The sequence below is a fragment of the Flavobacterium sp. UM26 genome, from assembly GCF_057922445.1.
This window is the reverse complement of sequence record NZ_JBVHCY010000004.1, coordinates 259,137-272,610: the sequence shown is the minus strand read 5'-3', so window position 1 is coordinate 272,610 and position 13,474 is coordinate 259,137. Positions and strand designations below refer to the sequence as shown.

Here is a 13,474-nt window from a genome sequence, read left to right as displayed (position 1 = left end):
TTCTTTTATATCAATCGCTTGTCAGTATTTAAATGAACGTTGCCGTTGTTGCGGGTGCAAAAGTAACACCTTTTTCCGTTTTAACAAGCCTTTTTTAAAGCTTTTTTTGATTTATTTTTTAATACTTTAATAGTCTGCTGTTTATACTTTCTTTTTTTATGATTTCCCAAAAAAAACACATGCCAAAATATGGATTCATTAAAATTGAAACCCTAAAACAACCAAATATTACCATATATTCTTCAAATGCGTTAAAGATAGCAGTGAAAAGCCCATAGCTCCAACTTTTCGGCATGAAGACTTGTAACGGATTACCCAGCTACTTATAGATAGCTTAAAATTTCAAGTTTTAGAGGAAAATATTCTGTTACATATAAGGAGAACGCCCAAATACTACTCATAACGAATAGCCCTTACAGGAGAAATACGCGTTATTATATATGACGGCAACAGTAAAACAAAGAAACAAACCACAACAGTCATGATATTGAGTATTAGCATATAAATCAAGTTAAAATATACTGGAGCTTGGTTTACATAATAATTTTCTGGATTAAGTTTAATAACTCCAAAATAGTGCTGAACAAAAAGTATAGCAACACCAATCAAATTACCCCAGAACAAGCCCCTAATGATTAAATAGAAAGCATTATAAAGGAATATTTTCCTAATAGACCAGTTGTCTGCACCAAGCGCTTTTAATATACCAATCATTTGGGTACGCTCTAATATTAGAACTAATAATGCTACTACCATATTAATAGTTGCAACAAGAATCATAACGATTAGAATGACAATAATGTTTACGTCAAACAATTTTAACCAGTCAAAAATATAACTATACTTTTCTACAATCGTTTTACTATCTAAGGTAGATGAAGTTTCTTGATAAACTTTTTCACCTATACTTTCGATTTCATTAAAATTATTCACAAATACTTCAAAAGCACCGATTTGATTAGCTGTCCATTTATTTAATCGCTGCACATGCCTTAAATCACCAATAATATAAGAAGCATCAAATTCTTGAAACCCCGAATTAAAAATTCCAACAATTTTAAAACTCCTAACATTATACCCGTTGGATTTCATAAAATAAGCATGAAAAGAATCTCCCAACTTTAATTGCAATCTTGAAGCAATAAATTCTGAAACTACCACTTCTTGATTAAGATTACCCCTAACAATAGGCAACCGACCCTTTACCATGTATTCTTGAATATATTTCCAATCATAATCCACACCCACTCCTTTGAACATAATCCCTTCAAAAGCAGTTTCAGTCCTTATTATCCCAGCTTTTACCGCAACAGCCTGAATATGATTTACTTCAGGAATTTCTTTGAAATTTGGATAAAATGACTGCCTTAAATCAATAGGAACTAGAGTTGCCTCTGATTGATTACTATCAAAATTAGCAATTACAATATGCCCATTAAAAGCAGCAATTTTTTCCCTGATTTTTTGCTGCAAACCAATACCTGTTGCCACAGAAACCATCATCATAATGATACCAATTGCAATTGCTGCAATAGCAATGTTAATTATAGGAGCAGAAATACTACTTTTATAATCCTTGGAAGTAACTAATCGTTTGGCGATAAAATATTCTAATTTCAAGATAACGAAGGTTTAAATTAAAACAAATATTGAATTTGTTAACTACAAAGAGATTCTTTTTTTCATTTCCTCCACAATATTATATACTGCCGGACAAATAGGAATGTTTTTCAAAGTAATATTAGAAATTTGTTGAAACTTCTTTCGATCTGTGTGCGGAAATTCCCGACATGCCTTAGGACGCACATCATAAATAAAACAAGTATTATCTTGATCCAAGAAAGAACAAGGCACAGTTTGCAAGACATAATCTTGATCTTCATCTATCCGAAGATACTGAGCTATAAATTGCTGAGGCTTTAATCTCAAATGTTTTGAAATCCTCTCTATATCGGCTGATGTAAACAAAGGACCAGTTGTTTTACAGCAATTAGCACAATCCAAACAATTGGTTTTTTTAAATTCATTATCATGCATCTCTTGCATTAAATAATCAATATTTTTTGGCGCTTTCTTTTTTAGCTTATCGAAATACTTTTTGTTTTCGTTATGCTTATCTTTGGCGAGTTTCTTTATTTCTGATAAATCAGGCTTCAACTGCATGGCTTTTGGTTAAAACACAAAAGTAAACTTAAATCACTAAAAAAACGACAAAAATGAAAGACCTTTTTGGACAAGCTATATATGATTTTTATTTCAATAACTCCCCAGAAAATATAATAACTGAAACCTCTATTTCTGAAGAAGATGAAATGGACGTAAGCTATTTATTTAGAGATTACAGAAACATGCCTGAAATAGAACAAAAAGCACTAGATTTATCAAGGGGAAAAATACTTGATGTAGGTTGTGGAGCTGGAAGCCATAGTTTAGTTTTACAAAAAAATCATCTAGATATCACAGCTATTGATATATCTAAAAAAGCCATAGAAACATGTAAAGCCAGAGGCATCAAACAAACTAAAGTTTGTCATATTCTAGATTTGGAGGAAAACACAAAATACGATACCATATTATTGTTAATGAACGGTACGGGTATTTTTCAAACACTAAACGAAACAAAAAAGTACCTAACAAAACTAAAAAAACTCCTCAATAGTGGTGGACAAATTCTTATTGACTCTTCAGACATCATTTATATGTTTGATGAAGATGAGGATGGAGGGAAATGGATATCTGGTTCGAACTACTATGGTGAATTAACTTTCAAATTAAGTTACAAAAACCAAATAGAAGATGAATTCCCTTGGCTTTACATCGATTATAATACATTACAAAATATTGCTCATGCCAACCAATTAAAATGCGAATTAGTAATGGAAGGTAAGCATTTTGATTATTTAGCCCAACTAACCCTTTAAGCTATGAACCATAAAGAACTCGAAAAACTTCAATATCCTATTGGAAAATTTAAAGCCCCAGATCAATACACCAAAACTTATTTAAAAGAAAAAATAGAAGAGATAGAACTTTTTGTTGAACAAATAAAAAACGAAGTCTCTGAATTAAACGACGAACAATTGAACACACCTTATCGCCCAGAGGGATGGACTATAAGACAAGTAGTTCACCATTGCGCAGACAGTCATATGAATTGTTTCATTAGAATTAAATGGGCACTGACAGAAAACAAACCAACCATTAAATATTATGAAGAGGGTTTGTGGGGAGAAGGTTTTGACAACAAAACAATGCCAATTACTCCTACTTTGGAATTACTAAAAGGACTACACTTTCGATTAGGCTACCTATTAAAAAATTTAAAAGAAGAAGAATTAAACAAAACATTTATTCACCCTGAACACGACAAAACCTTTTCTATAAAAGAAATAATAGGCACATACGCTTGGCATTGTAAACATCATCTTGCACACATTACTGAATTAAAAAAGAGGGAAAAATGGTAATCATTTTTTCCTCTTTTCTTTTAACTTTGACTCATTAACTTCAAAGAAAACTCATAATAAACTCTCACTGGTTTTCCATTATGTTCGCCTGGTTTCCATTGAGGACACTTAGCCATAACTTTTTTTATTTCAGCCGAAGATGTAGTATCAAGGTTTTTTAACACCTTGACATTAGAAACCAATCCATTTGTCTCAATTACAAAGCCAACTTTTAAAACACCTGTAGGTCCTTCATAATCTGGTAAAGAAAAGTTTTTTGATATAAAATCCATAAAATTAGAATAAGTACCGGGAAATTCAGGCCTTATATCAACTGTATTATACTCAACAATTTCATCGTTTGCCATACTAAGATCTTGCGCAACGATATTTTGAAACGAAAAAAAACAAAACAAACAAAATAAAATTCTTTTCATATATCAGGAATTACATTTAACAAAAAAACATTTTTTTAGGCATAGTATAATTGTAAATATATCTAAAAAGAGGCTAAAAATAACAGATATAGCAAAAAAATAATGCTTTTTTTTCGTACTTCGTAAAACAAGAAAATCAAAATCCTGAATAACTGACACTTATGAATTTATAAAAAAGAATATTCTTAATAAATGTCAAATAGTGAAACAAAAAAAAGGCTGTGAGCCTTTTTGTAATTATATTAAAACTATTCATTATGGAATATTAAGATACTTATGCGTTTGTAAAGAGACACGCCATTTTGGATTATTCATTACGTAATCAACAATCAAAGGAGTCATCTCTTCTTTTTTACTCCATTCTGGTTGAAGAAAAAGTAAAGCACTACTATTCACTTTTGCAGCTTGTTCTTCTGCAAAAATAAAATCATGTTTATTAAAAATAATCACCTTTAACTCATGAGCATTATCATAGACTGTTTGTGTAGGTAATTTGTTTTTTTTGGGAGATAAACAAATCCAATCCCAAACTCCAGTCAAAGGATATGCACCAGAAGTTTCTATATGTAATTTCAAACCATGCTGTTTGAGTTTTGAAGTAAGAATACTCATGTCCCAAGTCAAAGGCTCACCACCAGTAACTACAACTGTATCAGCATATTTTACAGCATTAGCCACTATTTGATCTACAGAAGTAGGCGGATGAAGTTCAGCGTTCCAGCTTTCCTTAACATCGCACCAATGACAGCCAACATCACAACCTCCTATACGAATAAAATAAGCAGCCGTTCCTGTGTGGCATCCCTCACCTTGAATTGTATAGAACTCCTCCATCAAAGGCAACATTGTACCTTTGTTTACTTCCAACTGAATTTCTTTTGACAACATTCTTTTCTATTAAAGTCGCAAAGATACTATTTTAAACAGTATCGATCCACAAAAGGCTAAAAACTTGAATTTAAAGTAAAATAGAAATACAAAAAAAGCGACAATCATCAATAGTGATTATCGCTTTTTTATTTTTTAAAAAAGATATACTATTTTAAGGTAGCTAATGATTTTGTCGCATAATCATTAGTTGGATCAATAGATAATGTTTTATTCAAATACTCAATTGCTTTAGCTTTGTCTTTGTTTGCATAACTAGCTGCAAGATTATTATAACTCTCAACAACTTTTGTCTTATGATTAGCATTTGCTAACTCACCTTTTTCCGTAAGCTTTGCAATATAGGACTCGTAGTTCTTAATAATAAACTCTTCGTTCTCAGCTAACCTATTTACTCTAGCTTTGTATAAAAATGCATCTTGATATGATGGTGCGGCAACAATAACTTTATCCAGAGCAGCATCAGCATTTTTAAGCTCATTTACATCAGCTTTAACATCTTTTTTGCTGTTTGCATAAAAAATTGATAAAGCATAATAAATATTGTCATCAACATAGTTTTTATCCTCAGTATTTTTAGTTCCTAATTCAAAAATAGGCGCAGCTTCTTTATAAAACTTCTTAGAAAATAATTTCTTCCCAATGTCATTTAAATCTTCAGTAGCCAAAGGTTCTAACTCAAGTGCTTTTTTCAAATCAGCAAAACCTCCAGTATATAAAAACTGATCCATAGACAACCCATCAGCAGCAATGGCTTTTTTAAACTTAATTTCAGCCAAATAAATATAATCTTTAGCAATTACTTTACTATTTGGATTTGAAATAAAACTTTCCAAAGATTTTAAAGCTACATCAACATTTCCATTTTCGAATGCAGAGTAAGCCAAATAACGATAAATTCTTGGGTTTACTTTATCCAATTCAATCATTTTGTTAGCTTCTTTCTCAAGTTCAGGCCAGTTTTTTAATAAAACTAAGAAGTCAGCTCTTCTCATTCTTGATGCTAGTGAATAATCTGTTAATGACATATATTTGTCATAATTAGAAATTGCTAATTGCATGTTTTCAGCAGCTTTAGAAGGCTTATTTCTTCCCCATTTGTAATAGGTTTCAGCCAACTCTCTGTAAACAGGTCCGTAATTTGGATTAATAGCAATAACTTCATTAAATGCATTAATAGCTAAATCATATGATTTGGCACCTTTTAACAAAACACCTAATTGCATCTTGGCTCTCAACATTGTTGGATCTATTTGAAATGCATTACGGTATGATGAATACGCTTCATTTTGTTTGTTTTCTAGGTAATAAGCATCACCTAATGCTAACAATAGCTCAGCATTTTGAGGACTATCTACTTTTGCTCTTTCAAGAATAGCAATTGCATTTTTATACTCAGGCTTAGAAATATTCATGTAAGCACGAGCAATGTAAGTAGGTACCGTAGCATCTTTACGCTTAGCATCCTTAATTGCAATATCAAAATTAGCTTGAGCCGCTGATTGATTTTTAGCTTCTAAATCCAATTGACCCAACCCAATATAATTAAGTTTAGCTCCATCGGAACCATTGATACCCTTTTGATAATATATTTTTGCAGAATCCATTTCTTTTTGAGTCATATAGATATTCCCTAGCAAAAAGGAAGCTGTACCATTCGAAGGTTTAGCTTGCAAAACAGACTTCAATATCGATTTGGCTTTTTCAAACTGCTCTGCATCTATTGCTTTTTTTGCTTGATCAATATCTTGTGCATTCACAAGAGACACTGCAGCAAAAAAAGCAACACTAAAAATTTTAAATTTATTCATCTTCTTTACAATTAATTTATATTTATTCTTTTGCATTCTCAATTTCATTTCTAACATTAAGTTTTCTGCCAGGCACTCTAACTGGCAAAAGTCCAGATTTAAGCACTATTCTTTGACCAACATCACCTGCTATAAAAGATGCAAATCCCATTCCGAGACCTGAGTACCCTTGACAATTAACAATGTACAAATCCCGTGCCAACGGATAAGTACCTTCAGCAATGTTATTTTGTGTAGGACTCACAAATGATGTACTGTTTAAAGCTTTAACACTTAAAACATTTATATTGTTCAAAAAAGGAATCATCTTAGTAGATGGTTCAGAAATCCAATTCACACCAATAACCCCAATCATCCCGTTGTTTTCTGAAACGAATTTGATTACTTCTTCATTCGATTTAAAGGAATAGACACCGTTTTCTGGCAAAACTTCAACATTGGCCAAATTCTTTATAAAACTAACCGTACTTGAGTTAGGATTATCAAAAACCAAACCTTTAATAGCGTTATTAGAATTCCCTTTCATAAAATCTATAACATCTTTTAAAGCTAATAACGTATCATTCGAGGATTTATTTTTCACAAAAGCAATTGCATCAATCGCAAAATTAGTGATTTTTGGTATAATCTTTTTTTGAGAAAAGTTAATTTTTTCTTTTTCTGATAAATTTCTAGTTAAAACAGCAACACCAGTTTTACTATTAAACAGATCATTTAATGCTTCTGCTTCAGATTTAGGCACTAATTTTATGGTTGCATCATACTTGCTTTGAAAAACATCAGCTTGTGCTTCTAGTAAAGGCAAAACAGTTTCATCAACTGTAATAGCAACATTACCTTTCAAAATAGTCTCTTCGTTTTTATCATATTTACAAGAATACAAAACTATGCTAGACAAAAAAAACAACAATAAACTAACTCTATTCATGACGACTATTTATTAGAATTATAAAATCTAAGAAAACGTATAATAGCATATACTATTAACACAACACCTAAAGCAATTCGATACTTAAATTCCATTTGCAAAGGGAATTCTTTACAAAAAATTACAGCCATACCAAGAACCAAATAGACTAAAAAAAACAATAAGCCTATAACGAGAAGAAATCGCTCTTTAGGCGATTTCTTCTTCATATTATCAACTAAATTTGCAATCATTACTCAGCTGATTGAATAGTAATTGGTAGTGAGTATAATACCCTAACTTTTTTACCATTTTGTTCACCAGGTATCCATTTTGGACATTTGTTCAGAACTCTAATTGCTTCTTTTCCTGTTCCATATCCAATATCTCTCAATACTTTGATATCAGTTAACGAACCATCTTTTTCAACAACAAAAGTTACATAAACTTTTCCTTTCAAGCCTTCTTCTTCAGGAGCTTGATAGTTGTTTCCTACGAATTTGTAGAATTTTTCCATACCTCCTGGAAACTCAGGTTTTTGCTCAATACCGGCAGTGTTGTATACAGTATTATCCTCTTCAACAACAGCAGCTGTTCCAGTACCAACTGGCTCATCAACTGTTAAAATTGCATCTGGATCACCTTTAATTGTCTCAGCACCAATATTCTTGTCTTTGATTTGTTTAACCTCAACAATCTCTTCTACAACTTCTTCTGCTTTCGCCACAACTGGCTTAACAAATTTCACTTGATCCACTTTTGGTTTTGGTGGAGGTGGTGGTGGAAGATCTGGTTTCTTCTCTTCTTGTTTTTTTGGTGGTAATTTTACCGCCGTGATTTTCACATCAAGATTTTCATCTTCATCAGAAGAGCTAGGTAATAAACTTGCGATAAGAGGCGCGCTAACCGCTAAACTGAAAACAATAGCACCAAAAATAAGGGCTCTCATTGAAGTCTTACGATTAGATTTTCTTAACTCATAAGCTCCATACAATTTATTACGTCCTTCAAAAACGATATCAAGCCATTGATTTTTTAATATATCTAATTTCATTTTTATTAATTATTAGGTTATAGACAAATTAGATAACTATTTTGTCTCTAACAATTTTTGTTCTTCTGGCGAAAACTCGTTTACTATAGCATAAGTAGGTACGTCTACTATAGCCATCTCATCTAATATATCCACCAAGTTACGATATGTTGCTTTTTTACTTGGTTTAATAATTACAATAATTCCGTTTTTAGGCTTTCCTTTTGCAGCGGAATATTCTAATACTGATTGTCTTCTGGATAGTAATTCTTTACGGATACCATCTTTACCATAAGCAAAGTCTTTAGGAGCAGCAAGTGGTGCACTTATCATACCCATGTACGATACTAACTTTCCATTCTCTCCGAGTAAGATAGTCATCGTACGATTTTCATCCACTTTAATATCTTTCTCCTGCTCATTATCTTTTGCTTTATCTGGCAACCCCAAATTCATCGATTGAGGTTTTGATAGCGTTGTAGTCAACATAAAGAAGGTAATCAATAAGAAAGCCAAATCCACCATGGCAGTTAAATCTACCTTTGAGTTTTGTTTTTTACTTCTTACTTTTCCACCACCTTTTTTGCCTCCACCGCCACCGGTATTTAATTCAGCCATTATAGTGTGTCTTTATTAATTAAAAATTCTTTCCTCTTAAACCAGTAACCAAACTAAAGTTGTTGATTTTTTGATCTTGCAAAATATCCATTACTTGTTTAATTGTAGCGTATTCTTCTTTAGCATCTCCTTTGATTGCTATTTCCAACTCTTTATTGTTAATATCAATATTAGCTCTTCTTGAATTTAAAAGCCATTCTTTCAATTGGTTATCTAAAGAATCTTTTGGAATACCTGGTTGACCTGCTTTAGCTCTATCTGACGCCTTCATATCCAAAATTTGTTTTAAATTTTGAATTGGCACACCAAAACTTTCCATCAATGCAAATTTGTTTGTATCATCATCCGAAAAGTCTAATTCGTATTTGTCACCCATTAATTCAAGGGTTTTTTTACGAACTTCTCTTCCTTTTAAGTCAAAAAACACTTTCCCTTTACCAATAGTGATTGTAGCCAAATTATCTGTAGGCAATTTAGTTTGCACTGTAGATTGTGGCGTATCCACTGGTAAAACTTCAGGAGCTTTAGCTGTAGCAGTCAAAATAAAGAACGTTAGCAAAAGGAACGCAACATCACACATCGCGGTCATATCAATGGATGTGGATTTTTTTCCTCCTTTAGTATTTAATTCTGCCATTTTCTTTGTTTTATTTTAAATTAACCTAGAGTTGTAATTCTATAACTCTAATTTAATATTAATTATTGTTTTAAGCTACCTCTAAATTTTCTGTAAGTGTTAACGATAGTAGTACCAGCCTCATCGATAGAGTAAGTTAAATCGTCAATTTTAGAAGTAAAGAAGTTGTAAGAGATAATTGCCAACACTGAAGTAGAGATACCTGTAGCTGTATTGATAAGTGCCTCAGAGATACCATTTGCAAGAGCAGCTTGGTCAGGAGTACCTGCAGTTGCTAACGCACCAAACGCTTTAATCATACCTGTTACTGTTCCTAACAAACCAGCAAGAGTTCCTAAAGATACTAATGAAGAAATGATAGTCATGTTTTTCTCTAACATTGGCATTTCTAATGAAGTAGCCTCTTCGATTTCTTTGTGGATAGTTTCAGAAGCTTCTTCAGAATTGAATCCTTCTTTTTTAACGTCTTGGTATTTTACCAAAGCAGATTTAATAGCATTTGCTACAGAACCTTGTTGTTTATCACAAGCAACGATAGCTTCATCAATTTTACCTTCTTTGATATCTCCTTGTACTTTTTTCATAAAAGTATCTAAGTTACCTTTTCCAGCAGCTTTTGTGATTACCATGTATCTTTCGAAAGAAAATACAATCACCATTAATAATAATCCCATCAAAACTGGAACGATAGGACCTCCTTTATAAACCATTGCTAAGTAATTCCCTGGTAGTGGGTGACCTGTATTTACGCCTCCTTCAAAGTTAGCACCGTCTCCCATAATAAAAGTCCATACTAACCATCCTACAAAAATACATGATGCGATAATAATTCCTGAAACCATTCCTCCTCCATTTGAAGTGCTTTCTTTTTTTGCTTTAACGTTTGCCATTTTTTTTAATTTTAAAAATTTTAAATAATTTATTTTTTGTTATAATAAACTTGTAGAAAGGCAAATTTATATGTTTAGTTTAAATAAAAAAATTTTTTTGGGTCTAAAATTCAGGGTTATGATTTGAAAAACAAGCCGTCAAAATGCATTTTTAGAATTATTCTCAATAAAAAAGACTTTTTAACATTTTATTCTCCGAAAGACACTAAAAAACAAATCTAAATATAAGAATCTATCAACATTAAAAAAGCGTTAAAAAAAACAGGATTCCTACAAATTTATGACTAATGCCCCCAATATCATTAAAAATCTAAATTGAAAATTTTGAAAAAAAACTATACCTTGCAAGTACAAAAAAACGTCTAAAATGAATAGAGAATCTAAATTCAAAACCGACATAAACGAGGGGTATTCTACTAAGGGAGAAAGCATTGTATTGGGCAGCGCCATGTTAAATGGACAAACTATTGCAGATGCTTTTGTAAAAATTCCCTTAAAAACTTTGAATCGCCATGGTTTAATTGCAGGAGCTACTGGAACAGGAAAAACAAAGACAATTCAAGTGCTTTCTGAGCAATTATCCTCTAAAGGAATTCCTGTTTTGATGATGGACATAAAAGGTGACTTTAGTGGAATAGCTATGCCTGGAGAAGAAAAGTCTTTCATAACAGAACGTCATCAAAAAATAAACATTCCATTTAGCCCCTCAAGTTACCCTGTAGAACTACTTTCACTGTCTGACCAAAGTGGTGTTCGGCTAAGAGCTACGATATCTGAATTTGGTCCCGTTCTTTTCTCTAGAATACTTGATTTGAATGATACTCAAGCAGGTGTAGTTTCGGTAATTTTTAAATACTGTGATGACAATCAGATGCCGCTTTTGGACTTGAAAGACATCAAAAAAGTCATCAATTACATTACCGAAGAAGGAAAAGAAGAAATTGCCAATGCCTACGGGAAAATTTCAACAGCAACAACTGGAACTATCCTCAGAAAAATCATCGAATTAGAACAACAAGGCGCTGATTTGTTTTTTGGAGAAAAATCTTTTGAGATTGATGATTTAATGCGAATTGACGAAACTGGAAAAGGCTACATCAACATCATTCGCCTCAATGACATTCAGGATAAACCCAAATTATTCTCCACTTTTATGCTTAGCCTTTTAGCAGAAATTTACCAACAGATGCCCGAAAAAGGAGATTCGGAACAACCAGAATTGGTTTTATTCATCGACGAGGCACATTTAATTTTTAATGAAGCCAGTAAAGCGCTTTTGGACCAAATAGAAACTATTGTAAAACTAATTCGTTCTAAAGGAATAGGAATATACTTTATCACCCAAAACCCAATGGATATTCCAAGTGGCGTTTTAGCACAATTGGGTTTGAAAATTCAACATGCTTTGAGAGCCTTTACCGCCAACGACCGTAAATCTATAAAACAAACCGCAGACAATTATCCTTCTAGCGAGTTTTACAATACGGAAGAACTCTTAACCAGTTTGGGAATCGGAGAAGCTTTGGTCACTGCTTTGAACGAAAAAGGGATCCCTACTCCACTTGCAGCAACCATGATGCGAGCTCCGACAAGCCGTATGGATGTATTGACCGAAAGCGAAATACAAGCTATAAATTCTAAATCCAAATTAGTCAAAAAATACAGCGAACTCATTGATAGAGAAAGCGCTTACGAATTGCTTACTCAAAAAATAAATGCCGCACAAGAACAAGCGACACAAGAAGCAACTGAAACTAAGGAAGAAAAAACGACTTCAGGACCAAGTACAACAGAAGTCGTTACAAAATCCGTTTTGAAAGTGGTAACAAGTGCTACCTTCATTCGCGGAGCCTTTGGTATCTTATCGAAATTATTCAAAAAATAGTCTATGAAAGGCGCACTAACAATCGGTTTGTTAATTTTGTCGAATATATTTATGACGTTAGCTTGGTATGGACATTTGAAATTTAAGGAACTCAAGTGGTTTGAAAACGCAGGACTTATCACCATCATTTTCATAAGTTGGGGGCTTGCACTTTTTGAATATTTCTTTCAAGTACCTGCCAACAAAATTGGCTATCAAGAAAACGGAGGACCATTTAGTTTGATGCAGTTAAAAGTAATTCAAGAAGTCATCACTTTGGTTATTTTCGTTTTATTTTCATTGCTTTTTTTCAAAAACGAAACCTTTCGATGGAATCATGCTGTTGGCTTTTTGTTTCTAGTGCTAGCCGTTTATTTTATCTTTAAAAAGTAAATTATAATAATTAGGGCGTGACCCCATTTACAAAAAGAGGCAACTAGCAATAGTATTATTCGCCCCTTTCTGTAAATGCGGTCGGGCTATCCATGCTACTTCGGTAGCTTATTCCTATCCCTCACGCAAAAAAAAAATACAAAATGAAAAAATACACTTTACAAAAAACACCTTTTATTGTTCCTACGACCGACGGGAAACTAATCGAAGAACATCACGGCATCCCAACTACTCAAAATAGAGACGTTTCTATTGCGCATATGATTGCGCCTCCTAAATGGAGTGAACCTTTTCAAACCCCAGAGTTTGATGAATACACGTATATCATCAAAGGGAAAAAGCAATTTATAATCGAAGGAGAAACGGTAATTCTGGAAGCTGGACAATCGATACACATTCAAAAAAACACTCGTGTTCAATATTCGAATCCATTTGAGGAGCCTTGTGAATATATCGCTATTTGCACTCCCGCTTTTGATTTTAATAAAGTCCACCGCGAATAACACCAGTTATTATTGAACCATATAAGACATTGAAGGGCATGTAAATT

The 13,474-nt window shown here is 32.7% G+C and carries 15 protein-coding genes; 5 read left to right on the top strand and 10 right to left on the bottom strand.

All coding sequences use genetic code 11. The features are described 5' to 3' along the window. Window positions 1-393: 393 nt before the first annotated feature. Both ACZ1AQ_RS07340 and ACZ1AQ_RS07335 read right to left on the bottom strand, forming a co-directional pair. Window positions 394-1,620 (bottom strand): ABC transporter permease, encoded by a 1,227-nt coding sequence (locus tag ACZ1AQ_RS07340; protein ID WP_489632276.1) that lies wholly within the window; start codon window positions 1,618-1,620, stop codon window positions 394-396. 42 nt (window positions 1,621-1,662) lie between these two features. Further along, window positions 1,663-2,163 carry a YkgJ family cysteine cluster protein gene (locus ACZ1AQ_RS07335; protein WP_489632275.1) on the bottom strand — a complete coding sequence of 167 codons (501 nt, stop codon included), beginning with the start codon at window positions 2,161-2,163 and terminating at the stop codon, window positions 1,663-1,665. A gap of 53 nt (window positions 2,164-2,216) precedes the next feature. Between ACZ1AQ_RS07335 and ACZ1AQ_RS07330 the strand changes: the two genes are divergently transcribed. Both ACZ1AQ_RS07330 and ACZ1AQ_RS07325 read left to right on the top strand, forming a co-directional pair. Further along, complete coding sequence (locus ACZ1AQ_RS07330; RefSeq protein ID WP_489632274.1) at window positions 2,217-2,921, top strand: class I SAM-dependent methyltransferase; 705 nt, start codon at window positions 2,217-2,219, stop codon at window positions 2,919-2,921. 3 nt (window positions 2,922-2,924) lie between these two features. Next, complete coding sequence (locus tag ACZ1AQ_RS07325) at window positions 2,925-3,467, top strand: YfiT family bacillithiol transferase (protein ID WP_489632273.1); 543 nt, start codon at window positions 2,925-2,927, stop codon at window positions 3,465-3,467. Between the two features lie 20 nt (window positions 3,468-3,487). Here ACZ1AQ_RS07325 and ACZ1AQ_RS07320 read toward each other — a convergent pair whose 3' ends face one another. From ACZ1AQ_RS07320 to ACZ1AQ_RS07285, 8 genes are all read right to left on the bottom strand, one after another. Next, window positions 3,488-3,883, bottom strand: a complete 396-nt coding sequence (locus tag ACZ1AQ_RS07320) for an energy transducer TonB (protein ID WP_489632272.1) — start codon at window positions 3,881-3,883, stop codon at window positions 3,488-3,490. Window positions 3,884-4,138: 255 nt separating this feature from the next. Next, the gene (locus tag ACZ1AQ_RS07315) at window positions 4,139-4,771 is read right to left on the bottom strand and encodes a 7-carboxy-7-deazaguanine synthase QueE (RefSeq protein ID WP_489632271.1); all 633 of its coding nucleotides are present in this window, start codon (window positions 4,769-4,771) and stop codon (window positions 4,139-4,141) included. A gap of 149 nt (window positions 4,772-4,920) precedes the next feature. Then, window positions 4,921-6,630 (bottom strand): tetratricopeptide repeat protein, encoded by a 1,710-nt coding sequence (locus tag ACZ1AQ_RS07310; protein ID WP_489632270.1) that lies wholly within the window; start codon window positions 6,628-6,630, stop codon window positions 4,921-4,923. Next, window positions 6,605-7,426 (bottom strand): PstS family phosphate ABC transporter substrate-binding protein, encoded by an 822-nt coding sequence (locus tag ACZ1AQ_RS07305; RefSeq protein ID WP_489632269.1) that lies wholly within the window; start codon window positions 7,424-7,426, stop codon window positions 6,605-6,607. Before ACZ1AQ_RS07305 ends, ACZ1AQ_RS07310 begins: the two co-directional genes overlap by 26 nt. 316 nt (window positions 7,427-7,742) lie before the next feature. After that, window positions 7,743-8,543, bottom strand: coding sequence for an energy transducer TonB (locus ACZ1AQ_RS07300; protein ID WP_489632268.1), 801 nt, complete (start codon window positions 8,541-8,543; stop codon window positions 7,743-7,745). Window positions 8,544-8,579: 36 nt separating this feature from the next. Beyond that, window positions 8,580-9,140 carry an ExbD/TolR family protein gene (locus ACZ1AQ_RS07295; RefSeq protein WP_489632267.1) on the bottom strand — a complete coding sequence of 187 codons (561 nt, stop codon included), beginning with the start codon at window positions 9,138-9,140 and terminating at the stop codon, window positions 8,580-8,582. A 19-nt stretch (window positions 9,141-9,159) separates the two neighbouring features. Continuing rightward, window positions 9,160-9,777 (bottom strand): ExbD/TolR family protein, encoded by a 618-nt coding sequence (locus tag ACZ1AQ_RS07290; protein WP_489632266.1) that lies wholly within the window; start codon window positions 9,775-9,777, stop codon window positions 9,160-9,162. A 62-nt stretch (window positions 9,778-9,839) separates the two neighbouring features. Next, window positions 9,840-10,667: a MotA/TolQ/ExbB proton channel family protein gene (locus tag ACZ1AQ_RS07285; protein ID WP_489632265.1), complete on the bottom strand. Its 828-nt coding sequence runs from the start codon at window positions 10,665-10,667 to the stop codon at window positions 9,840-9,842. Window positions 10,668-11,034: 367 nt separating this feature from the next. Between ACZ1AQ_RS07285 and ACZ1AQ_RS07280 the strand changes: the two genes are divergently transcribed. From ACZ1AQ_RS07280 to ACZ1AQ_RS07270, 3 genes are all read left to right on the top strand, one after another. After that, the gene (locus ACZ1AQ_RS07280; protein ID WP_489632264.1) at window positions 11,035-12,552 is read left to right on the top strand and encodes a helicase HerA-like domain-containing protein; all 1,518 of its coding nucleotides are present in this window, start codon (window positions 11,035-11,037) and stop codon (window positions 12,550-12,552) included. A 3-nt stretch (window positions 12,553-12,555) separates the two neighbouring features. Then, on the top strand, window positions 12,556-12,924 hold the full coding sequence (locus ACZ1AQ_RS07275) for a DMT family protein (protein ID WP_489632263.1): 369 nt from the start codon (window positions 12,556-12,558) through the stop codon (window positions 12,922-12,924). Window positions 12,925-13,067: 143 nt separating this feature from the next. After that, window positions 13,068-13,427 carry a cupin domain-containing protein gene (locus ACZ1AQ_RS07270; RefSeq protein ID WP_489632262.1) on the top strand — a complete coding sequence of 120 codons (360 nt, stop codon included), beginning with the start codon at window positions 13,068-13,070 and terminating at the stop codon, window positions 13,425-13,427. Window positions 13,428-13,474 lie beyond the last annotated feature (47 nt).

What these genes read in the sequence shown, in the direction of transcription:
- ACZ1AQ_RS07335 (WP_489632275.1), bottom strand. Translation starts at nt 2,163, where the DNA reads ATGCAGTTGAAGCCTGATTTATCAGAAATAAAGAAACTCGCCAAAGAT.
- ACZ1AQ_RS07330 (WP_489632274.1), top strand. Translation starts at nt 2,217, where the DNA reads ATGAAAGACCTTTTTGGACAAGCTATATATGATTTTTATTTCAATAAC.
- ACZ1AQ_RS07325 (WP_489632273.1), top strand. Translation starts at nt 2,925, where the DNA reads ATGAACCATAAAGAACTCGAAAAACTTCAATATCCTATTGGAAAATTT.
- ACZ1AQ_RS07320 (WP_489632272.1), bottom strand. Translation starts at nt 3,883, where the DNA reads ATGAAAAGAATTTTATTTTGTTTGTTTTGTTTTTTTTCGTTTCAAAAT.
- ACZ1AQ_RS07315 (WP_489632271.1), bottom strand. Translation starts at nt 4,771, where the DNA reads ATGTTGTCAAAAGAAATTCAGTTGGAAGTAAACAAAGGTACAATGTTG.
- ACZ1AQ_RS07310 (WP_489632270.1), bottom strand. Translation starts at nt 6,630, where the DNA reads ATGAAATTGAGAATGCAAAAGAATAAATATAAATTAATTGTAAAGAAG.
- ACZ1AQ_RS07300 (WP_489632268.1), bottom strand. Translation starts at nt 8,543, where the DNA reads ATGAAATTAGATATATTAAAAAATCAATGGCTTGATATCGTTTTTGAA.
- ACZ1AQ_RS07295 (WP_489632267.1), bottom strand. Translation starts at nt 9,140, where the DNA reads ATGGCTGAATTAAATACCGGTGGCGGTGGAGGCAAAAAAGGTGGTGGA.
- ACZ1AQ_RS07290 (WP_489632266.1), bottom strand. Translation starts at nt 9,777, where the DNA reads ATGGCAGAATTAAATACTAAAGGAGGAAAAAAATCCACATCCATTGAT.
- ACZ1AQ_RS07285 (WP_489632265.1), bottom strand. Translation starts at nt 10,667, where the DNA reads ATGGCAAACGTTAAAGCAAAAAAAGAAAGCACTTCAAATGGAGGAGGA.
- ACZ1AQ_RS07280 (WP_489632264.1), top strand. Translation starts at nt 11,035, where the DNA reads ATGAATAGAGAATCTAAATTCAAAACCGACATAAACGAGGGGTATTCT.
- ACZ1AQ_RS07275 (WP_489632263.1), top strand. Translation starts at nt 12,556, where the DNA reads ATGAAAGGCGCACTAACAATCGGTTTGTTAATTTTGTCGAATATATTT.
- ACZ1AQ_RS07270 (WP_489632262.1), top strand. Translation starts at nt 13,068, where the DNA reads ATGAAAAAATACACTTTACAAAAAACACCTTTTATTGTTCCTACGACC.